The organism is Streptomyces turgidiscabies Car8 (genome assembly GCF_000331005.1).
In the GTDB taxonomy this organism is placed as follows: domain Bacteria; phylum Actinomycetota; class Actinomycetes; order Streptomycetales; family Streptomycetaceae; genus Streptomyces; species Streptomyces turgidiscabies.
In genome coordinates this window covers 1-18,917 of record NZ_AEJB01000460.1, presented here as the reverse complement: position 1 = coordinate 18,917, position 18,917 = coordinate 1, and the positions used below count along the sequence as shown (strand labels likewise).

Sequence of the window (18,917 nt, the reverse complement as noted above, 5' to 3'; positions counted from 1 at the left end):
TACCGGCCTCGGGGTTTCGGCTGTGACGGGATGTCAGCCGGGGATGGTGCACTCGAACGCGTGCAGATACGCGTTGACGGGGCGGATCTCACCGATGACCAGGCCCGCGTCGGTCAGCCGGTCGACCATGCTCTGCCGGGTGTGCTTCGCACCGCCGACGTTGAGGAGCAGCAGCAGGTCCATGGCGGTCGTGAACTTCATCGACGGAGTGTCGTCGACGAGGTTCTCGATCACGACGACTCTGGCACCGCCGCCGGGGCGCGCGGCCTTGCGGACGTTCGCCAGCGCCCGGCGGGTGCTCTCGTCGTCCCACTCCAGGATGTTCTTGATGATGTAGACGTCCGCCTGTACGGGGATGTCCTCCCGGCAGTCCCCGGCGACGATGCTCACCCGCGCGGACAGCGAACCTCCGGCGCGCAGCCGCGGATCGGCGTTCTCCACCACTCCGGGCAGGTCGAGCAGCGTGCCGTGCATCCCGGGGTGCTTCTCCAGCAGGCTGGCCACGACCTGCCCCTGACCGCCGCCGATGTCGGCGACCGAGGACACCCCGCTCAGGTCGAGCAGGTTCGCGACGTCCCGCGCGGACTGCTCGCTGGACGTCGTCATGGCCCGGTTGAAGACGTACGCCGACTCGGGGGCCTCTTCGTTGAGGTACGAGAAGAACTCCCTGTCGTACATGTCCTCGAAGACGTTGCGGCCGGAACGCACCGCCTCGTCCAGCTTCGGCCAGACGTTCCACGTCCACGGCTCGGTGCACCACAGCGCGATGTACCGCAGGCTGTGCGGGTCGTCCTCGCGCAGCAGCCGGGACATCTCCGTGTGGACGAAGGTGCCGTCGGGGCGCTCCGCGAAGACGCCCTGGCAGGACAGCGCGCGCAGCAGCCGCCGGAGGGTGCGGGGCTGGGTCTTCACCGCCGCCGCCAGGTCCTCGACGGTGGTGGGCGTGTCGTCGAGGGCGTCCGCGACGCCCAGCCGGGCGGCGGCGCGTACGGCGGCGGCGCAGGCCGCCCCGAACACCAGCTCCCGCAGCCGCATGGGTGCCGGGGGAGCGGGGAGGGCCTGGGGAGCGGGGGGAGCCGGATCAACGGTCGTCATGTGGTGCCTCGCCTCTCTGGTGGTGCCGTGTAGGGGTGGGGCGGGTGAGGTGGACGGGCCGGACGGGGCGCCGGTCGGTCAGCACATTCCGGCGGGTGCGGAGACCCCGCAGGTGTTGCCGCGGAAGGTGTTCTTCCTGGTGGGGTCCCCGTCGACGAGATCCGCCGTGCTGTTGCGCAGCACCACGTTGTCGCGGATCTCGTTGTTCTCGTTGAGGGCGCCCACGAAGCTCTTGAACAGCACGATGCCGCCCGACAGCGGGGAGGTGCCCACGTTGTCCTCGACCCTGTTCTTCGTCACCAGGGTCTTCTCGGTGCCGGTGAGGACGATGCCCGAGCCCTGCAGGAAGGGCAGCCGTGGGGTCTTCGGGCACAGTTTGTTGTTGGCGTGGATGCGGTTGCGGCTCACGGTCATCGCCCCGGCGCGGGGGGTGCCCTCGTCGCCGACGACGAACACCCCGGTGCAGTTGCCGGTCGCCTCGTTGTGGTCGACGGTCAGGTTCCGCAGGCGCCGCACCGTGATGCCGATGCGGTTGCCGAGCAGCCGGTTGTGGTCGATCTCGGTGCCCTTGGTGTCCTGGGCGCCGTCCTCCCGGTCGACGGTGTTGGCGACGAAGAGTCCGGCGTCGCCGTTGCGCTCGGCGACGTTGTGGCTGAACACGGCGCGTACGGACCTCTCCTGGGCGAGGCCCCACTGCCCGTTCTTCTCGGAGGTCACGTTCTGGACCTTGAGCTGATCGGTCCACGAGGCCCACAGGCCGTTCTTGGTGAAGCCCCGGATGGTCAGCGAGCGGAGGGTGACGCGCTTGAGGGGAGCGCTCTTCGTGCCGGTCACGCAGATGCCGTTGCCCGCGGTGGCACAGCTGCTGCTCGCGGAGGCCGGGCCGGGCACGATGACGGCGGGTCCGGCGACGGAGCCCCGCAGCGTCAGGCCCGACACCGTGATGCGGACGCTCTCGTGATAGGTGCCGGGGGAGAGGACAACGGTGTCCCCCGGCCGGGCGGCGTCCACCGCCTGCTGGATCGATTCGCCGGGCTGTACCCGGTGGATGCGGAGTACCTGATGCGCCGTGCGGTGGTCCGTCGGCGCCGCTGCACCCAGCCCTGACGCCACGACAGCCGCGACGCATACGAGGTGGGTGATATGTCGTCTGTTCATATGCCGAAGCTAGGAGCGGGTGTTCCGGCTCGCCACCGCTGATCCCCCAGGTGGGCCCCAGCCGGACGTCGAAGGGTCAGACGAGGTGGGCGAAGACCACGAGGTTGTCGGTGTAGTCGCGCACCGAGTGGTCGTAGTCGCCGGCGCAGGTGATCAGCCGGACCTGGGCCTGCGGGGTGTCCGCGTACACGCGCTGGTCGGGGAAGTCGTCCTTCGCGAACGTCTCGACACTGTCGACCACGAAGACGGCGGTGCGTCCGTCCGACCGGTTGACGGAGAAGCGGTTCCCCTTCTTCAGCTCGCTCAGCCCCGCGAAGACCGCGGCGGAGGTCGCCGTGTCGACGTGGCCGGCGATGATCGCCGTCCCGGCCTCTCCCGGTGACACACCGTCCGCCTGCCAGCCGACCAGGTTGATGTCGTCGGCGGGCGGTGGTTCGAGCTGGCCCTTGTCACCGATGGCGAGGCCGACGAAGGGGGCGCTCACGTCGATGGCCGGAATGAGCAGCCGCGTCGGACGGGCGCGCGGCAGATGCTTTCCGGCCGGCACGGTGGCCGAGGACTTCGGCGCGGTCGACGAGGAGGGAGCGTGGGCCGCGGCGGCGCGCGGCGAGCGGGAGTCGTCGGCCGACTCGTCGTTTCCGGAGAAGAAAAAGAACAGAGGGATCAGCAGTACGACGGCCCACGCGACCAGACGCACGAGGGACCGCCGGCCGGACGACACGGACTCGGCCCCAACAGGGGAGGGCAACCGGGTTGCCATCGGGAACCACCTCACGGGAACACAGCTGAACGGAATCAGCGAAGACGGAAGACAGGGCAGCGGGAGCGGAAACGGACGAGGGGCGGGAGAGGGAGAGGGAACGGGAGCGGCTGAAGGCGGACCGGCGGAAAACCGGCCGGGCCGCCGCAGTGCGCACAGGTGGATGTGCGCACGCGACGGCCCCGGCTGCTATGTCAGGCATCGGTCAGGACACCCCGTCGGCCGCGTTCCTGCGGCGCATCGCGAACGCACCGGCGCCGACGACCGCCAGGGCCGCCATCCCGCCGGCCGTGACACCCGGGGACGCGAGCGCGCCGCCACCGGTGTGCATGCCACCGCTGGGCTTCTCGTGCTTGCCGCTCCAGTCGCCCTTGCCGCTCTCCTCCTCCTTGTCGCTGGAGTCCCAGGACCCCTTGCTCTGCTCCTCCTTGTCGGTCTTGTCGGCGTCCCAGTCGCCCTTCTTGCTCTCGTCGGCGCTGTCGCCCTTGCTCCAGTCGCCCTCGTTCACCGCGGTGAGCGCACCGCCACCCGTGTGCATTCCGCCGTTCGGCTTGTCGTGCTTGCTGTCCTTGTCGTGCTCCTTGCTGTAGGAAGAGTCACCGTTGTCCCAGTCGCCGCCGTCAGCAGCGAACGCGCCGGGCGCGGCGATCGCGAGAGCGGCCGTGGCCGTCGCGGTAGCGAGGAGCAGGCGGGCAGAGCGCATGGTCGAGTCCTTCCGCCGTGACCGGGGCGCTGACGTGATGTCAGCTGACGAGACCCGGCCTCGACGTGATCCACCGTCAGTCAGATGCGTCCGCCCCACCACTCGAGCCACCCACCAGACTGACCCGCCCGGTGGCCCCCGACCCGCCGTCAGACCGACGCCTCGATGCGAACACCAGCACACTGACCAGGCATTTGACCGTCTGATCAGCAGTCACTTCCCACTCTGCACAGCGCCATAGGCACTACCCGATCGGCGGCACACGACTGCACGCACCAGGGGCCGGCTCGCGCCCCTTTGGCAAGGGCCGCAGGCCCCACCAAAGGGGCGCGGGGAACTGCGCGCCCAGCCACACAGCACCCGCACCCGAGCACCCGCACCCGAGCACCCGCACCCGAGCACCGCCGAGCCCAGGCGCGCCGCCCCTCACTCGTGCGCGATCGCCGCCAGCACGTTCATCCGGGACGCGCGCAGCGCCGGCAGCAGTGCGGCCACGATGCCGACCACCGCCGCGCCCACGACCACCAGGACGATCGTGCCCCAGGGGATCGCCAGCGCCTCCATGCCCTGGAGGGCCAGCACCCGGTGGATGCACACGCCCCACACCAGTCCGAGTCCGAGCCCGAGCACCGCGCCGAACACGGCGATCACCACCGACTCCAGCCGGATCATCCGGCGCAGCTGCCGCCGGGACAGTCCGATGGCCCGCAGCAGCCCGATCTCACGCGTCCGCTCCACCACCGACAGGGCGAGGGTGTTGACCACGCCGAGCACCGCGATGACGATCGCGAGCCCCAGCAGCGCGTACACGAGGTAGAGCAGTACGGCGATCTGGTTGCGGATCAGTTCCTTGTAGTCGGCCTGGTCACGCACCTTGATCTGCGGATACGGCTCAAGGGTTCGCTCCAGCGCGGGCCGCAGTTCGCCGGCGCTCGTGCCGGCCGTGGCGTTGACGTACAGCGCGGACTCCTGGCCACCGGGCACGTACCGCTCGGCGACGGCGATCCCGAAGTAGATCCCGCCCCGCGTCCCGAACCCGTCGGCGGTGTCCTGGTCGGTGAGGGCGCCGACCGTCAGCTCGGTCCGGCCGCCGTCGGGGAACTCCACCGGCAGGACCGTGCCGACGCGCACGTCGTGGTCCTTCGCGTAGTCGGCGGACATCGCCAGGTGGCCGTCGGCGAGTGCGGCGGCCGTGTCGCCCTGCGCGTAGGCGACATGGGCGACGTCGTCGAGCCGGGTGTCATACCCGGCGGCCGTCGTCTCCAGGCGCTTGCCGTCCGGGAGCCGCACCGCGAGCGGTACGAACCGCTGCCGTACGACGAGGCCGACGCCGTCCGTGGCCCGCACCTTGTCGGTGACCTCCCGGGGGAACGGCACGAGGTTGTCGTTCTGGAGGACGAAGTCGGCGCCCAGCGTCCTGTCGATCTGCTCGTCGAAGGACTTGCTCATCGAGGCACTGGCCACGGACATCCCGCCGACCAGGGCGAGGCCCACCATCAGCGCGGCGGCCGTGGCCCCCGTACGGCGGGGGTTGCGCAGGGCGTTGCGCTGGCTCATCCTGCCGACGGGCCCGAAGAGCGCCGGGAACGCGCCGCCGAGCACCCGGATGACCGGCCGGACCAGCAGGGGGCCCGCGATCACTGTGGCGACGAGGGTGAGCACGACCCCGAGTCCCAGCAGGGAGGCGGAGGTCGACGTCTCGTCGGCCGTGGCGCAGCCCACGAGTGCGGCGGCCCCGAGTGCCCCGACGATCGCGCCGACCACTGCCCGTACCCGCAGGGGCCGCCCCACGCCCGCGATCTCGGCGTCCTGGAGCGCGGCCATGGGGGAGACCACCGCGGCACGGCGGGCCGGCAGATAGGCCGCCACGAAGGTGACTCCGAGGCCGACGGCATATGCGGACACGGGAGTCACCCAACTCACCGCCATGTCGGCCGACCTGAGGTTCATGCCGATCGCGCTCAACAGCTGGATCAGCCCGGCCGCCAGCCCGATCCCGGAGGCGAGGCCGAGCGTCGAGCCGACCAGACCGAGCAGCACCGCCTCCGTGAGCACGGACCGGCGCACCTGCCGGCGGTCGGCGCCGAGGGCCCGCAACAGGCCCAGTTCGCGGGTGCGTTGGGCGATCAGCATCGAGAAGGTGTTGACGATCAGGAATACCCCGACGAGCACCGCGATGCCCGCGAAGCCCAGCATCACGTACTTGACCACGTCGAGGAATCCGCCGAGTTGGGCCGCGGCCGACTCGGCCTGTTCGGCGGCTGTCTTCAACTCGTAGTCCGTGGTGCCGATCTGCCGTGCGATACGGCTCTTCAGCTCGGCGTCGCCCACCCCGCTCGCGGCGGTCACCGAGATGCTGGTGGCCCGGTCCGGCGCGCCGAGCAGCCGGGTCTGCGCGGTTTTGGTGTCCAGGAACAGCAGCGCCGCGCCCGGATTGGTGGTGGTGAAGGTGGCGATGCCGACGATCCTCACCTTGAACGACCCCGGCTGCGCGTGGACGGTGAGCGTGTCACCGATGCCCACGTCCTTGCTGTCGGCGGTGTCCGCGTCCAGCAGCGCCTCGCCGTCCCCCTTGGGGAGGTGGCCGGAGGTCAGTTCGACGGGGCTGCGGTCGGTGCGGTACCAGTCGGTGGCGATCGTGGGGGCGCCCGAGGTCGGTGACACCGACTTGTTGTGGTCGTCGACGACCGTGATGTTCTGGACGGAGGCGTCCGCGTGGGCGTTCGCCACGCCGGCGACACCGGCGACCTGCCGCGCCAGTGAGGCGGGAAGGGTCAGGGTCTCGCCGGACGGCACCGACGACTCGAAGTCCTTGCGTGGGTCCACCGTGACATCGGCGGAGGTGGAGGCGAAGAGCCGGTCGAAGGTACGGGTGACCGTGTCGGAGAAGATCAGGCTGCCCGCGACGAACGCCACGGACAGGACGACGGCCAGCGCGGAGAGCAGGAGTCTGCCCTTGTGCGCGAGGAAACTCCTGAGCGTTGCCTTCAGCACGGGGTGTCAGTCCTCGTCGGTGGGCTTGGTGAGGGAAGGGGTCCCGGCGTCGTCCGGATCGCCGGTGGCGGAGGTCTGGGTCTGTCCTCCGGAGAAGAGGCGCATACGCTCCAGGACCGCTTCCGCCGTGGGCCGTGCCATCTCGTCCACGATCCGTCCGTCGGCGAGGAAGAGCACCAGGTCGGAGTGGGCGGCGGCGCCAGGGTCGTGGGTCACCATGACGACGGTCTGGCCGAGGTCGTCGACGGCCTGGCGCAGGAAGGCGAGGACTTCCAGCCCGGCGCGCGAGTCGAGGTTCCCGGTCGGTTCGTCCGCGAAGATCAGCTCGGGGCGCGAGGCGAGCGCCCGCGCACAGGCCACGCGCTGCTGCTGCCCGCCGGACAGCTGGGTCGGCCGGTGTTTGAGCCGGTCCCGCAGCCCCAGCGTGTCGATGACCTGGTCAAGCCACTTCTGGTCGGGCTTCTGGCCCGCGATGTCCATCGGCAGGGTGATGTTCTCGACGGCGTTCAGGGTCGGGATCAGGTTGAACGACTGGAACATGAACCCGATCCGGTCCCGGCGCAACCGGGTCAGGTCACGGTCCTTCAGCCCCGTGATCTCCGTGTCGCCGAGCCACACCTGCCCCGCCGACACGGTGTCGAGCCCCGCCAGACAGTGCATGAGCGTGGACTTGCCCGACCCCGAGGGCCCCATGACCGCGGTGAAGCGCTCGCGCGCGATGTCCACGTCGACCGAGTCGAGGGCGAGCACGGTCGTCTCGCCCGTGCCGTACGCCTTGGTCAGCGCGCGGGCGCGGGCCGCGGTCCCGTCCGCCTCCGTGTGCCCGGGGGCGTGCTCCGCAGCAGGTGTGGACAAGGCTGCCTCCTTCAGTGGCTTGCTGGTCGTGGACGGCCCGATGTCGTACCGACGTCCCTCGTTCCTTGTCCCGGCCGAGCGTAGTGTGACGGGGCGCACACCCGGTATCCCTTTTCACTCCCGGGCCCCCTTGCCGGTGCTAGCACATACGCGCTAGCGTCTAGGTATGGCGAAGACTCAGCTGAACGTCCGGGTGGACGAGGGCACCGCCCAGGCGGCGCGCGACAAGGCCCTGGCCCGCGGGATGAGCGTCAACCGGTACATCGAAGAGCTGGTCAAACACGACACCGGCGAGGCGGGCAACACGTTCGTGGAGGCCGCCGCCGACTTCATGAAGCAGTACGAGTCGGTCTTCGCCGAAGAGTTCGGTGCGGACCGTGAGGGCAAGCGCGAAGGTCGTCACTGACCCCTTGGAGAACTTCGGCAACCTCAGGATCGACCTCGCCTGGCTGCTCATGATCGCCGAACGGAAGACGCCCGGAGACCCCCAGGTCTCCGACTGGGGCGCTCTGGTCGCCGCCGTCGCCCGCCACGAGGCCGAGATATTCGACATCCCCGTCTACGACAACCCGCACGCCCGGGCCGCCGCCCTGCTCCAACTCCTGATGCACGTACCGGCGTTGGAGCGCTCGAACGCGCTGTACGCCTCGGCGGTCGCCTACGCCTATCTCATCGCCAGCGGCGTCAAGGTGATCATCACCTCGCCCGAGCAGGTGCGCGACCTGGCCCGCCTGGTGAAGACCGGCAACGCCTCGGTGCACGACATCGCGCACGAGCTGCGCCAGTGGAGCCTATGAGGCGTCCGGCGCGGGCTTCGGCTCCGTTCCCGGCTGCGGTGGACGCCACGCGCTGCCCGTCACACAGTACGAGATGGGCAGCCGTGGCCCCTTCTCGGAGAGCGACATCCGCCGGTACGGGCCGAGTTCGAACCCGGCGTCCCGCAGTGCGGCGACCGGGTCCCGGGACACATGGCAGCCGCCGGCGAGCGCGGGCCACACCGTGCGGTCGAGGGCGCGCTGCGTGAAACGCATCGCGGGGCCGCCCCCGACTCCGTGCTCGAAGAACCGCACCTCACCGCCGGGCCGCAGCACCCGCCGTACCTCGCCGAGCGCCCGGGAGACGTCCCGGACACCGCACAGCACCAGCGAGAGCACTACCGCGTCGAACGCCTCGCCCTTCACCGGCAGGGCCTCCGCGACACCCGGGACGACATCGACCGGCACCTCGGAACGCATCGCCGCCTCCACGGCCAACTGCCGCAGCAGGCGCTCGGGTTCGATCGCGACGACCTCCGAGACGGTGCCCGGATAGTGGGCGAAGTTCAGCCCGTTGCCCGCGCCGATCTCGATCACCCGCCCGGAGAGCCCGGCGAGCAGCCGGCCCCGTACGGCGCCCAGACCCATCCGGGTCTCGGCGGCCACACTGGCCCGGGCGTAGTAGCGGGCGAAAAGCGGGTGGTGCACGGGATCCCGCGGCACCTTGCCGGAGCCGGAGGTGGACCGTAGCGGCATGGGGACCTCCTGGGGAGGACTGGCCTTACCGCGATTGTCCCCCTGACGGGACCCGCGCACCCTCGCTGTCGCCCGAAACGATGGAATCAGGCCGCCTCGGACCGACTCAGGCGATGAAGTTGCGTACCTGCGTGTAGACCCCGAAGTCGTTGTTCATCTCGTCGTGCGAGATGCAGCCGACCTCGACGTTCGTGGCGCCGCTCAGGATCGCGGTCGTGTCCGGGGTGAGCGCGTCGTCGCAGTTGGACCAGTAACTGGCGTACGACACACTGCCCGGGGTCTCGTCACCCGAGTTGAGCGACGTCAGGAACGAACTTCCCGTGTACATCTCGGAGCACGAGGTGTACAGCCACGCACACCAGGAGGCGAGCGTCGTGCCGTGGTTGGTGCCGGCCGTGGAGACGAAGTCGTCGACGTACGCGGTTCCGCCGAGGTTCTTCAGGTAGTAGCGGGCGCTGAGCGTGCCCATCGAGTGGACGACGAGGTCGACCTTCGAGGCGCCCGTGGCGGCCAGCACCCGCTTGACCTCGGTTGCCAGTTGCTGGGCAGTGGTGACGTTCGACTGGGACCAGGAGTACGACCAGGCGTCCAGCTCGGAGGCCGTGTAGCCGTCGGCCTTGAAGTCGGCGACCCAGTCGTTCCAGCTGCTCGACGAACTGCTGATGCCGTGCACGAAGACGATCGGATTGTGGGTGGCGGCCTGGGCGGGGGTCGCGGTGAGGGAGAGGGACAGGAGCATCGAGGACACGACGGCCGAGACGGCTGCTGTGATGCGTCGCATGCGGCGCTGCATGGTGCCTCCTGATATGCGTGGGGTTGGCTGGAGTGTCAGGCCGGGTCTACGCGCGCCGCATCGGTGAAATCGCCGGTCTTTACGCGCCTTGTAACTCGCCAGTAACGTGAGTTGTGTGGTGACCTCGGTGAATCCCCCGCCTCAGCCGCGCATTTCTCCACCGCAGCTCACGGACGCGTGGCACCAGCTCGGCCCCCCGCTTCCCGAAGGCGTCCGCGTGCGCGTCCTCCGTGCCGCGTACGGAGATCCGCGCGCCGCCGCCGAACTCGTACCGCTCCTCACCGAACGGCAGGCGGCCGGCCTCGACCCGCTCCCGGCGGACCCCGCCGCACTCGCCCCCGAACTGCTGCGGGCACACCGCCTGGAGATCCGCGCCCTGCCCGACGACACCCGGCTGCTCCTCCTCCTGGCCGCCGCCGACCAGTACCCGGTGGCGACGCAGGCCTTCCTGCGCGCGGTCGCCGCGGCTCACCTCGACACCCGCGCCCTCGAAGCCGCCGAGGCCGCCGGGATCGCGCACGCGACGGCGAGCGGAGTCGTCTTCCGCGACGCGTGGACACGCATCGCGGCCTACGAGTCCGGGACCTCGGCGGACCGGCGGGACGTGCACCGACTGCTGGCGCGCGTTCTGCACGGCGACGGTGAGACACCCAGGCGGTCCTGGCACCGGGGCGCCGGCGCCCTCGGCCCCAGCGCCCGGCTCGCCGCCGAACTGGGGGCCGCCGCGCACGAGGCCCGTGAGCTGGGCGACCACCTCCTGGCCGGCGCCCTCGGCGAGCGCGCCGCCGCTCTGTCGCCCGACCCGCGCGAACGGTCCCGGCTGCTCTCCCGCGCCGCCGCCGACGCCTGGAACCGCGGCGACGGGGACCGGGCCCGCGGTCTGGTCTCCGCCTCGGACGAGGGCGCGCTGAACGGCATGCTCGCCCTGCGGTCGGGCAACGCGACCGAGGCCTTCGACGGGCTGCTGACGGCAGCGGTCCGGCACGCGAGGGCCGCGCTGGAGCAGGGGAGCGCGCTGAATCGTTCCACCGGGGATCAAGGGTCTCGTTCCGGCCCGCCGGAACGATTCAGCACACCGGACGACCCGTACGCCTACTCGTATCCGCCGCGCCCCTACGGGTCCCGGGACCCGCACCCGGACACCCAGTCGTCGTACAGCGTCCCGAACCCCGCCCTGGACACCGCTGTGCACCTGTTGGCACGTGCCACCGAGGCCGCCGTCTACACCGGCGACCTCCGCCGCTGCCGGGAGGCGGCCACCGTGGCGGCACGGCTCGGCGTCATCCCGCCCGGCACCCTCGCGGGACTCGCCGCCGCCGTCGAGGGACGGTACGAGGACGCCCGCAACCTCCTCAAGGCCGCCGCCGGGCGCTGCGGTCCCGGTGGCGACCCCACCCTGCTCATCCACTCCGGCATCGCCGCACTGCTCCTCGGCGACCACTCCGGGGCCGAACGCGCCACCGTACGGGCCGCCGCCTCCGCCCGCGCCCGGGGGGAGACGGTGACCGTCCCGCAGGCCATGGAGTTCCGGGCCTACGCCGACTTCTGGACCGGACGTCCACGCGCCGCCGAGGCCGCCGCGGCCGACGCCCTCTGGCAGGCGTACGCCACCGGCCAGGACAACGGCGCCTGCCATCTGCAGGCCGCCCTCGCCATGTTCGCGGCGGTGACCGGCGACGGCGAGGTCTGCCGGGAACGCGCCGAGGCCGCCCGCACCCACGCCCGCGCCCACGGTCTCGGCCTGCCCGCAGCCCTCGCCCTGTGGGCGCTCGCCTTCCTCGACCTGTCCACCGGCCGCTTCGAGAGCGCCGCCGCCCGGCTGCGCGCCCTCGCCGGTTTCGGCCCCGGGCACGGCCACCGCGCCATCCGGCACCTGGCCACCCCGCACTACGTCGAGGCCGCCGTCCGCACCGGCGACACCCGCGTCGCACGGGCCGCCCACGCCGACTACGACCGCTGGGCCGCCGCCGTCCGCAGCCCCGACGACCTGGCCCTCAGCGCCCGCTGCCGCGCCCTGCTAGCCCCCGGCCCCGAAGCGGTCGACCACTACCGCACCGCCCTTGACCTGCACGCTCACGGAACCCGTGACTTCGAACGCGCCCGCACGGAGCTGTTGTTCGGCAGCGCGTTGCGCAGGCTGCGCCATCGGACCGAGGCGCGGGACAGGCTGCACAGCGCGCTGGAGGCGTTCGAGACGTTCGGGGCGCCGCACTGTGCGACGCAGGCGCGGGCGGAGCTGAGGGCGCTGGGGGCGCCGGTGACTGTCAAGTGGGGGACGGTGGATCTCACCGCGCGTCTTACGGCGCAGCAGTTGATGGTGGCGCGGATGGCTGCGGAGGGGGCGACGAATCGGGAGATCGCTGTTCGGCTGGCGTTGAGTCCGCGCACGATTGATCACCATCTGCGGGGGGTGTTCTCGCGGTTGGGGATTCGGTCGCGGATCGAGTTGGTGCGGTTGTTGGGGGAGGTGGGGTTGTGATTTTGTCTGCCGGTCGGTGGGGGGGGGGGGCTGGTCGCGCAGTTCCCCGCGCCCCTAGAAGCGGGGCGCTTCTCGTGTCCGGAATTCTGGCGCGTCCCATGTTCCGCCCAGGGGCGGGGCCAGCCAACTGCCTGCCATCGTGCGGAAGTTGGCCGGAGGCAGGGTCCCCACCCCGGCAGGCAGGGCCCCCACCAGAGGCGCCCCGGCGACCGTCGGCAGGTCGGCCAGGTTGCAACGGGATGCCAGGTCGGGGGAGTCCGGCCAGCTGCCGATGACGATGCCCGTCAAGTGGAGGTTTCTGCGGGACAGTTCACGGGCCGTCAGTTCTGTCGCGTTGAGGGTGCCCAGGCCCGCCGACGCGACGACGAGTACCGGCGCGGCCAGCAACTCGGCCGCGTCCGCCAGGGTTCCGCCCTCTTCGTCGAACCGTACGAGCAGCCCGCCGGCGCCCTCCACCAGCACCAGGTCGTACTCGGCGGCCAGTTTGGCGGCGGCCTCCGCCACCTCGGCCGGCCGGACCGGTGGCAGCGAGGCTCGTCGGGCGGCCGTCGCCGGGGCCAACGGGTCCGGATAGCGCACGAGTTCGAGAGTCCGTACGTCACCTGCGAGCCGCGCGACCTCGTCGGCGTCACCGCGCTCGTCCGGTCGTAGGCCGGTCTGGGCGGGCTTGAGCACGGCCACCGTGCGTCCCGCCGCGAGCGCCGTGGCGGCGACGGCGGCAGTGGTGACGGTCTTGCCGATCTCCGTGCCCGTCCCCGTGATCACCAGGATCGGCATCTTCATCCCTCCTGAGCCGCCGCGCACACCGCGTGCGCGATCCGGGCCACGTCCGCGTCACCGGTGACGTACGGCGGCATGGTGTAGACGAGGTCGCGGAACGGCCGCAGCCACACGCCCTCGCGCACGGCCGCCGCCGTGGCCGCCGCCATGTCCACCTCGTGGTCGAGCTGGACCACCCCGATCGCGCCCAGCACCCGCACATCCCGGACCCCGGGGAGTTCCGCCGCCCCCGCGAGCCCCTCCCGGAGTCCGGCCTCGATCCGTTTGACCTCCGCCTGCCAGTCCTGGTCGAGCAGCAGACCGATCGAGGCACAGGCCACGGCCGCCGCCAGGGGGTTGCCCATGAAGGTCGGGCCGTGGGCGAGCACCGGGACCTCGCCGCGCGAGATGCCGTCGGCCACCCGCGCCGTGCACAGCGTCGCCGCCATCGTCAGATAACCGCCGGTCAGCGCCTTCCCCACGCACATCACATCCGGCGTCACCGCCGCGTGCTCCGCTGCGAACAGCGTGCCGGTGCGCCCGAACCCGGTCGCGATCTCGTCGAACACGAGCAGCACGCCGTACGCGTCGCACGCCTCGCGCAGCACCCGCAGATAGGCGGGGGAGTGGAACCGCATCCCGCCCGCGCCCTGCACCACGGGTTCGACGATCACGGCGGCCAGTTCGTCGGCGTGCCGTTCGATCGTCGAGCGGAGGTGATCGGCGTACGACTCCTCGTACTCCGTAGGCGGCGTGTCCACGAAGACCTGGCGGGGCAGGACGCCCTGCCACAGTTCGTGCATCCCGCCCTCGGGGTCGCACACGGACATCGGCTGCCAGGTGTCGCCGTGGTAGCCGCCGCGCCAGGTGAGCAGGCGCTGCTTCGCCGGCCGGCCCACCGAACGCCAGTACTGCAGACACATCTTGACCGCGACCTCGACCGACACCGACCCCGAGTCGGCGAGGAAGACATGCTCGAGCCCGTCCGGCGACAAGTCGACAAGGAGCTTCGCCAGCCGTACGGCGGGCTCGTGGGTGAGCCCGCCGAACATCACATGGCTCATCCGCGACAGCTGCTCGCGCGCCGCCTCGTTGAGCACCGGGTGGTTGTAGCCGTGGATCGCCGACCACCAGGACGACATCCCGTCGACCAGCTCACCCGAACCGTCCGCCAGCCGTAGCCGCACCCCGCTCGCCGACTCCACGACGAGCGGTTCGACCCGGCCCGGCATAGGCCCGTACGGATGCCAGACGTGCCGCCGGTCCAGGTCGAGCAGCTGGGACAGAGGCAGATCAGCCAGGTCAGGCATTGGGCGCGAGGTTCGTTCCGGCACCTCGGCGGCGTACGGTCACCAGGTCCGTACGGGGTTCGGTCACCGTCGGCGTGGCGGCGACGGGGGCTGCCGGGGCGCAGACGCCGCCGCCCTCGTGCGACCCGCACCCACCGCACCCGTCACTGCGGATTCGTGTGAACCGCATCGGCCGCTCACCGCCGCCCGGTGTTCCACCCGGTGCTCAGGCAGCGTGACCTGGTCGGAACCCTCGACCTCGAAACCGGCGTCGGCGATCATGTCGAGGTCGGCCTGGCCGGCCTGGCCCTCGGTGGTGAGGTAGTCGCCGAGGAAGATCGAGTTGGCGAGGTTCAGGGCGAGCGGCTGCATCGACCGCAGATGGACCTCACGGCCGCCCGCGATACGCACCTCCGCGTCCGGGCACACGAACCGGACCATCGCCAGGATGCGCAGACAGCGCTGCGGGGTGAGGTTCCACTCCTTGGCCAGCGGGGTGCCCTCGACGGGGATGAGGAAGTTGACCGGAACCGAGTCAGGGTCGAGGTCCCGCAGCGAGAACACGACGTCGACGAGGTCCGCGTCGCTCTCACCCATGCCCGCGATCAGGCCCGAGCAGGCGGACAGTCCGGCCGCGTGCGCCTTCTGGACCGTGTCGACGCGGTCCTCGTAGGTGTGGGTGGTGGTGATGGCGCCGTAGGTGGCCTCGGAGGTGTTCAGGTTGTGGTTGTAGGCGTCGGCGCCCGCCTCGCGCAGCCGCTCCGCCTGGCCGTCGGAGAGCAGGCCGAGGCAGGCGCACACCTCGACGCCCTCGTTCTGGTCCTTGATCGTCTTGATGGTGCCGGCGACCCGGTCCACGTCCCGGTCGGTGGGGCCGCGCCCGGACGCCACCAGGCAGACCCGCTTGGCGCCCCCGGCCAGCCCGGCCGCCGCGGCCTTCGAGGCCTCGTCCGGCTTGAGCCAGGTGTACTTCAGGATGCCGGTGGTGGAGCCGAGGCGCTGGGAGCAGTAGGAGCAGTCCTCGGGGCACAGCCCGGACTTCAGGTTCACCAGATAGTTGAGCTTCACCCGCCGTCCGAACCAGTGGCGGCGTACCTTCCCGGCCGCGGCCACCACATCGAGGAGATCGTCGTCGGAGGTGGCCAGCACGGCCAGCGCCTCTTCGCGGGTCGGCAGCTCGCGCCGCAGCCCCTTGTCCACCAGCGTCGTCAGCAGGTCCATGGGAGCCGATCCTGACGTATGGGGCGGGCTGAGGGAAAGGAGAGTTCGTACAAGAGAGGGGCTTCGACGTGTGGGTATTGCCACATCACGGGTGTCAGAGGGTCCGGTTAGGGTCTGTCCGGCGGAGCAGGTCGCAGGGAAGCAACGGTGCCTCATCAGCGCCGGTGAGCGGGGTGGTCCGCCGGACAGACCCCTAAGGTCTGTCCACTGCCCACAAACACGTAGCTGCCCGGAGGACTCATGGCGTTCGGCTGGATCGACGAGCAGGCCGAGGCGCGCCGCCGCGCCGGGCTCGTACGGACCCTGCGGCCGCGTCCCGCCGACTCCCCACTCCTCGACCTCGCGAGCAACGACTATCTGGGCCTGGCCCGCCACCCCGAGGTCACCGAGGGCGCGGCCCGGGCCGCCCGGCGCTGGGGCGGCGGCGCCACCGGCTCGCGGCTCGTCACCGGCAGCACCGAACTGCACGCGGAACTCGAACGCGAACTGGCCGAATTCTGCGGCTTCGAGGCCGCCCTGGTCTTCTCCTCCGGCTACGCGGCCAACCTCGCCGCGGTCACCGCGCTCGCACCGCACGGCTCCCTCGTCGTCTCGGACGCGGGCAACCACGCCTCGCTGATCGACGGCTGCCGCCTCGCCCGGGGGACGACCCAGGTCGTCGGGCACGCCGACCCGGACGCCTTCCGCAAGGCGCTCGGCACCCACACCGGGCCGGCCGTCGCCGTGTCCGACACGGTCTTCTCGGTCGACGGGGACGCCGCACCGCTGGCCGAACTCGCCGCCGTGTGCCGGGAGTTCCGCGCCGGGATGGTCGTCGACGACGCACACGGGCTGGGAGTTTTGGGCGAGGGCGGGCAGGGGGCGGCGTACGCGGCCGGACTGGCGGGCGCGCCGGACGTCGTCGTGACAATCACGCTGTCCAAGTCGCTCGGCAGCCAGGGGGGTGCGGTGCTGGGGCCCGCCCGGGTGATCGAGCACCTCGTCAACGCGGCCCGGACGTTCATCTTCGACACCGGTCTCGCTCCTGCCGCGGCGGGCGCGGCCCTCGCGGCCCTCACCCTGCTGCGCCGCGAACCCGAACGGGCCGCGCGGGCGCGTGCGGTGGCGCGTGAACTGCACACACGGCTGACTGCGGAGGGGCTGTCGGCGGTACGGCCGGACGCGGCGGTGGTCTCCGTGCGCGCGCCGTCCCCGGAGGGTGCCGTGCGGTGGGCTGCCGACTGCCGGGCCGCAGGAGTGGGCGTGGGCTGCTTCCGCCCGCCGTCCGTGCCCGACGGGGTGTCCCGGCTGCGGCTGACCGCCCGCGCGGACCTGGCCGAGGAACAGATCGCGCGGGCGGTACAGGTGATCGGCGAGAACCGACCGTAGACGCGTAGATCCATAGCGTCGTTGAGTTGATCAGTGACACGCGACCATGAGTCGGCGGACCGCGGCCGTGTGTCGTAGGGCGATCACCGGAACGCGGTGAGGAATCCCTGCCAGCTCTCGGGGGAGAAGAGCAGGACGGGTCCGGTCGCGTTCTTGGAGTCGCGTACGGCGAGCGGTCCGGCCGGGACATCGGTGTCCGGACGGGCCGTCTCCACACAGTTGTTCGCGCCGGTGCTGTAGCTGCTGCGCAGCCATCGCACACCGGGCGGTTCGACGACGGACGGTACGTTCCGAGGCAGTGCGGTCATGGTGCCTCCTCACACGCCGTGATGCAGACCGGCGATGAAATCCAACGAATCCTCGGGCGAAAGGGCGTGGATCTGAAGGGTGTTGAAGGCCTCGCTGTAGGCCCGGAGGTCTTCTTTCCGTTCGAGGTAGAGGCTACTCATCATCTGGTCGAGAACAACCACATCCAAGTCAGAAGTGCTCGGAAAGGAAAAGATGACGAAAGGGCCGGTGATGCCGATATACGCCCCCGCGCTGAACGGCAGGATCTGCAGCCGCACTTGAGGCAGCCGGGCCGCCTCCACAAGCCGCCCCAACTGATGTGTCATCACCTCGGGACCGCCCACCTCACGGCGCAGCACCGCCTCGTCGAGGACCGCGCTGAGGGCCAGCGGCCGGTCCGAACGCAGCACGTCCTGCCGGGCCAGCCGTACCTCGACCAGCGCGTCGAGCCGCTTCTCCTCCAGGCCGTCCACGGCGGCCCGGGTCACCGCACGGGCGTACTCCCGGGTCTGCAGCAACCCCGGCACCACCGAGGTCTCCAGCGTGCGCATGGTGGCGGCCTGCGACTCCAGGCTGATGAAGTCCCGGTAGGCGGGCGGCAGCACGCCGCGGTAGGCGTGCCACCAGTGGTTCCGGTCGCCGTCCTCGGTCCCCGCCAGCACGAGCAGCAGCTCGCGCGACTCGCCCTCGGGGACGGCGTACGCGTCCAGAAGTAACCGGACGTCCGCCGGCTTCACCCCGCTGGCGCCTGTCTCGATCCGGCTCACCTTCGACTGGTGCCAGCCCACCAGACGGGCCGCCTGACCGCTCGTGAGCCCGGCCCTGGCACGCAGCGCGCGCAGTTCGGCACCCAGCTTTCGGCGGCGCACCGCGGGACCGTACTGCATGGGCCACCCCTTACTCCTGATGAGCCGCCCGAATACGCTCTGGGGTCGCAGAGTTCACCGCTTCGAGCGACAGATATATGCATATCTTGGTGGATCGCACCCCGTGACCGGCGCCGGAATGGCACTCTGGCGCGAAGCACCAGTCCGGGACCGTACTCGAACCAGCCGCTCATTGTCGGGCCCCGGTCCTGTGGGAAAGGGACGACGTCGCCATGGCAGACCACCTGGAAGCATCCGTCACTCTGCCGAGCGATCCCGCCTCGGTCTCCGCCGCCCGCGCTTATGTGGCCAACGTGCTGGCGGAATGGGGCCTGCCGGGTGACTCCGAAGCCGCCGACAGCATCCGCCTGATCATCTCGGAACTCGCCACGAATGCCGTACAGCACACCTTCGGGTTGTCACCCACCTTCACGGTGGACATCGCCCTCGACCGTGACGAACACCTGCGCATCGGGGTGACCGACAGCCACCCGCGCTTCCCCAAACGGCTGCCCGCCGCCGTGCAGCAGGACAACGGGCGCGGAATGGTCATCATTCGCTGGCTGACCGCCGAGTCGGGCGGCAAACTGCGTGTCCGCCCCACTCGGGAGGGCGGCAAGACGGTGTCGATCGAACTTCCGTGGACTGTCCCGGCCAGGCCCCCGGTCACGGCGGCGGGCCAGCAGGAGCCGTAGCGGTTCGGCTCCGCGCTCCGCTGCGACGTCGGGACGGTCGTCACCGGGAGAGCCGTCACCGGCGGGTGGGACGGGCCCCGGGG

Annotated in this window: 17 protein-coding genes and 1 pseudogene; 5 read left to right on the top strand and 13 right to left on the bottom strand. The window is 71.1% G+C overall.

What is annotated here, in order from left to right:
- Nucleotides 1-33: 33 nt before the first annotated feature.
- The 6 genes from STRTUCAR8_RS33445 to STRTUCAR8_RS33420 form a co-directional block, all read right to left on the bottom strand.
- Nucleotides 34-1,095, bottom strand: a complete 1,062-nt coding sequence (locus STRTUCAR8_RS33445) for a methyltransferase (RefSeq protein ID WP_006380637.1) — start codon at nucleotides 1,093-1,095, stop codon at nucleotides 34-36.
- Nucleotides 1,096-1,173: 78 nt separating this feature from the next.
- On the bottom strand, nucleotides 1,174-2,253 hold the full coding sequence (locus STRTUCAR8_RS33440) for a right-handed parallel beta-helix repeat-containing protein (protein WP_044473344.1): 1,080 nt from the start codon (nucleotides 2,251-2,253) through the stop codon (nucleotides 1,174-1,176).
- A 76-nt stretch (nucleotides 2,254-2,329) separates the two neighbouring features.
- Complete coding sequence (locus tag STRTUCAR8_RS33435) at nucleotides 2,330-3,013, bottom strand: class F sortase (protein WP_078507401.1); 684 nt, start codon at nucleotides 3,011-3,013, stop codon at nucleotides 2,330-2,332.
- A 205-nt stretch (nucleotides 3,014-3,218) separates the two neighbouring features.
- Nucleotides 3,219-3,716: a hypothetical protein gene (locus STRTUCAR8_RS33430; RefSeq protein WP_006380641.1), complete on the bottom strand. Its 498-nt coding sequence runs from the start codon at nucleotides 3,714-3,716 to the stop codon at nucleotides 3,219-3,221.
- A 426-nt stretch (nucleotides 3,717-4,142) separates the two neighbouring features.
- The gene (locus tag STRTUCAR8_RS33425; protein ID WP_006380651.1) at nucleotides 4,143-6,710 is read right to left on the bottom strand and encodes an ABC transporter permease; all 2,568 of its coding nucleotides are present in this window, start codon (nucleotides 6,708-6,710) and stop codon (nucleotides 4,143-4,145) included.
- A gap of 6 nt (nucleotides 6,711-6,716) precedes the next feature.
- Nucleotides 6,717-7,565, bottom strand: a complete 849-nt coding sequence (locus STRTUCAR8_RS33420; RefSeq protein ID WP_006380652.1) for an ABC transporter ATP-binding protein — start codon at nucleotides 7,563-7,565, stop codon at nucleotides 6,717-6,719.
- A gap of 166 nt (nucleotides 7,566-7,731) precedes the next feature.
- On the opposite strand from STRTUCAR8_RS33420, the gene STRTUCAR8_RS33415 reads away from it, so the two are divergent.
- The gene (locus STRTUCAR8_RS33415; RefSeq protein ID WP_044473343.1) at nucleotides 7,732-7,971 is read left to right on the top strand and encodes a hypothetical protein; all 240 of its coding nucleotides are present in this window, start codon (nucleotides 7,732-7,734) and stop codon (nucleotides 7,969-7,971) included.
- A 49-nt stretch (nucleotides 7,972-8,020) separates the two neighbouring features.
- Nucleotides 8,021-8,362, top strand: coding sequence for a hypothetical protein (locus STRTUCAR8_RS33410; RefSeq protein WP_044473346.1), 342 nt, complete (start codon nucleotides 8,021-8,023; stop codon nucleotides 8,360-8,362).
- Here the strand turns inward: STRTUCAR8_RS33410 and STRTUCAR8_RS33405 are convergent.
- Together STRTUCAR8_RS33405 and STRTUCAR8_RS33400 are read right to left on the bottom strand one after the other, a co-directional pair.
- Complete coding sequence (locus STRTUCAR8_RS33405) at nucleotides 8,357-9,076, bottom strand: class I SAM-dependent methyltransferase (protein WP_006380635.1); 720 nt, start codon at nucleotides 9,074-9,076, stop codon at nucleotides 8,357-8,359. The genes STRTUCAR8_RS33410 and STRTUCAR8_RS33405 overlap by 6 nt on opposite strands.
- 106 nt (nucleotides 9,077-9,182) lie before the next feature.
- Nucleotides 9,183-9,869, bottom strand: a complete 687-nt coding sequence (locus STRTUCAR8_RS33400; protein ID WP_006380649.1) for an esterase/lipase family protein — start codon at nucleotides 9,867-9,869, stop codon at nucleotides 9,183-9,185.
- Nucleotides 9,870-9,984: 115 nt separating this feature from the next.
- Between STRTUCAR8_RS33400 and STRTUCAR8_RS33395 the strand changes: the two genes are divergently transcribed.
- Nucleotides 9,985-12,348, top strand: coding sequence for a helix-turn-helix transcriptional regulator (locus STRTUCAR8_RS33395; RefSeq protein ID WP_006380643.1), 2,364 nt, complete (start codon nucleotides 9,985-9,987; stop codon nucleotides 12,346-12,348).
- A gap of 54 nt (nucleotides 12,349-12,402) precedes the next feature.
- On the opposite strand, the gene bioD is transcribed toward STRTUCAR8_RS33395, so the two are convergent.
- The 3 genes and pseudogenes from bioD to bioB form a co-directional block, all read right to left on the bottom strand.
- Nucleotides 12,403-13,125, bottom strand: coding sequence for a dethiobiotin synthase (gene bioD, locus STRTUCAR8_RS33390; protein WP_006380646.1), 723 nt, complete (start codon nucleotides 13,123-13,125; stop codon nucleotides 12,403-12,405).
- 2 nt (nucleotides 13,126-13,127) lie between these two features.
- Nucleotides 13,128-14,417, bottom strand: coding sequence for an adenosylmethionine--8-amino-7-oxononanoate transaminase (locus STRTUCAR8_RS33385; RefSeq protein WP_006380645.1), 1,290 nt, complete (start codon nucleotides 14,415-14,417; stop codon nucleotides 13,128-13,130).
- Nucleotides 14,410-15,617 (bottom strand): annotated as a pseudogene (gene bioB, locus STRTUCAR8_RS33380) (biotin synthase BioB). The gene STRTUCAR8_RS33385 and the pseudogene bioB overlap by 8 nt, the downstream one beginning before the upstream one ends.
- A 240-nt stretch (nucleotides 15,618-15,857) precedes the next feature.
- Between bioB and STRTUCAR8_RS33375 the strand changes: the two are divergent.
- Nucleotides 15,858-16,985, top strand: a complete 1,128-nt coding sequence (locus STRTUCAR8_RS33375) for an 8-amino-7-oxononanoate synthase (RefSeq protein ID WP_006380648.1) — start codon at nucleotides 15,858-15,860, stop codon at nucleotides 16,983-16,985.
- A gap of 83 nt (nucleotides 16,986-17,068) precedes the next feature.
- On the opposite strand, the gene STRTUCAR8_RS33370 is transcribed toward STRTUCAR8_RS33375, so the two are convergent.
- Nucleotides 17,069-17,293, bottom strand: coding sequence for a DUF397 domain-containing protein (locus STRTUCAR8_RS33370; RefSeq protein ID WP_006380654.1), 225 nt, complete (start codon nucleotides 17,291-17,293; stop codon nucleotides 17,069-17,071).
- Between the two features lie 9 nt (nucleotides 17,294-17,302).
- A complete protein-coding gene (locus STRTUCAR8_RS33365) occupies nucleotides 17,303-18,160 on the bottom strand; it encodes a helix-turn-helix domain-containing protein (RefSeq protein WP_006380636.1) in 858 nt (285 codons plus the stop codon).
- 212 nt (nucleotides 18,161-18,372) lie between these two features.
- On the opposite strand from STRTUCAR8_RS33365, the gene STRTUCAR8_RS33360 reads away from it, so the two are divergent.
- On the top strand, nucleotides 18,373-18,834 hold the full coding sequence (locus tag STRTUCAR8_RS33360) for an ATP-binding protein (RefSeq protein ID WP_044473342.1): 462 nt from the start codon (nucleotides 18,373-18,375) through the stop codon (nucleotides 18,832-18,834).
- Nucleotides 18,835-18,917: the final 83 nt, after the last annotated feature.

Coding starts and splice junctions, on each gene's coding strand:
- STRTUCAR8_RS33415 (WP_044473343.1), top strand. CDS start 7,732: ATGGCGAAGACTCAGCTGAACGTCCGGGTGGACGAGGGCACCGCCCAG.
- STRTUCAR8_RS33365 (WP_006380636.1), bottom strand. CDS start 18,160: ATGCAGTACGGTCCCGCGGTGCGCCGCCGAAAGCTGGGTGCCGAACTG.
- STRTUCAR8_RS33360 (WP_044473342.1), top strand. CDS start 18,373: ATGGCAGACCACCTGGAAGCATCCGTCACTCTGCCGAGCGATCCCGCC.
- STRTUCAR8_RS33385 (WP_006380645.1), bottom strand. CDS start 14,417: ATGCCTGACCTGGCTGATCTGCCTCTGTCCCAGCTGCTCGACCTGGAC.
- STRTUCAR8_RS33375 (WP_006380648.1), top strand. CDS start 15,858: ATGGCGTTCGGCTGGATCGACGAGCAGGCCGAGGCGCGCCGCCGCGCC.
- STRTUCAR8_RS33430 (WP_006380641.1), bottom strand. CDS start 3,716: ATGCGCTCTGCCCGCCTGCTCCTCGCTACCGCGACGGCCACGGCCGCT.
- STRTUCAR8_RS33405 (WP_006380635.1), bottom strand. CDS start 9,076: ATGCCGCTACGGTCCACCTCCGGCTCCGGCAAGGTGCCGCGGGATCCC.
- STRTUCAR8_RS33410 (WP_044473346.1), top strand. CDS start 8,021: ATGATCGCCGAACGGAAGACGCCCGGAGACCCCCAGGTCTCCGACTGG.
- STRTUCAR8_RS33440 (WP_044473344.1), bottom strand. CDS start 2,253: ATGAACAGACGACATATCACCCACCTCGTATGCGTCGCGGCTGTCGTG.
- bioD (WP_006380646.1), bottom strand. CDS start 13,125: ATGCCGATCCTGGTGATCACGGGGACGGGCACGGAGATCGGCAAGACC.
- STRTUCAR8_RS33400 (WP_006380649.1), bottom strand. CDS start 9,869: ATGCAGCGCCGCATGCGACGCATCACAGCAGCCGTCTCGGCCGTCGTG.
- STRTUCAR8_RS33370 (WP_006380654.1), bottom strand. CDS start 17,293: ATGACCGCACTGCCTCGGAACGTACCGTCCGTCGTCGAACCGCCCGGT.
- STRTUCAR8_RS33445 (WP_006380637.1), bottom strand. CDS start 1,095: ATGACGACCGTTGATCCGGCTCCCCCCGCTCCCCAGGCCCTCCCCGCT.
- STRTUCAR8_RS33435 (WP_078507401.1), bottom strand. CDS start 3,013: ATGGCAACCCGGTTGCCCTCCCCTGTTGGGGCCGAGTCCGTGTCGTCC.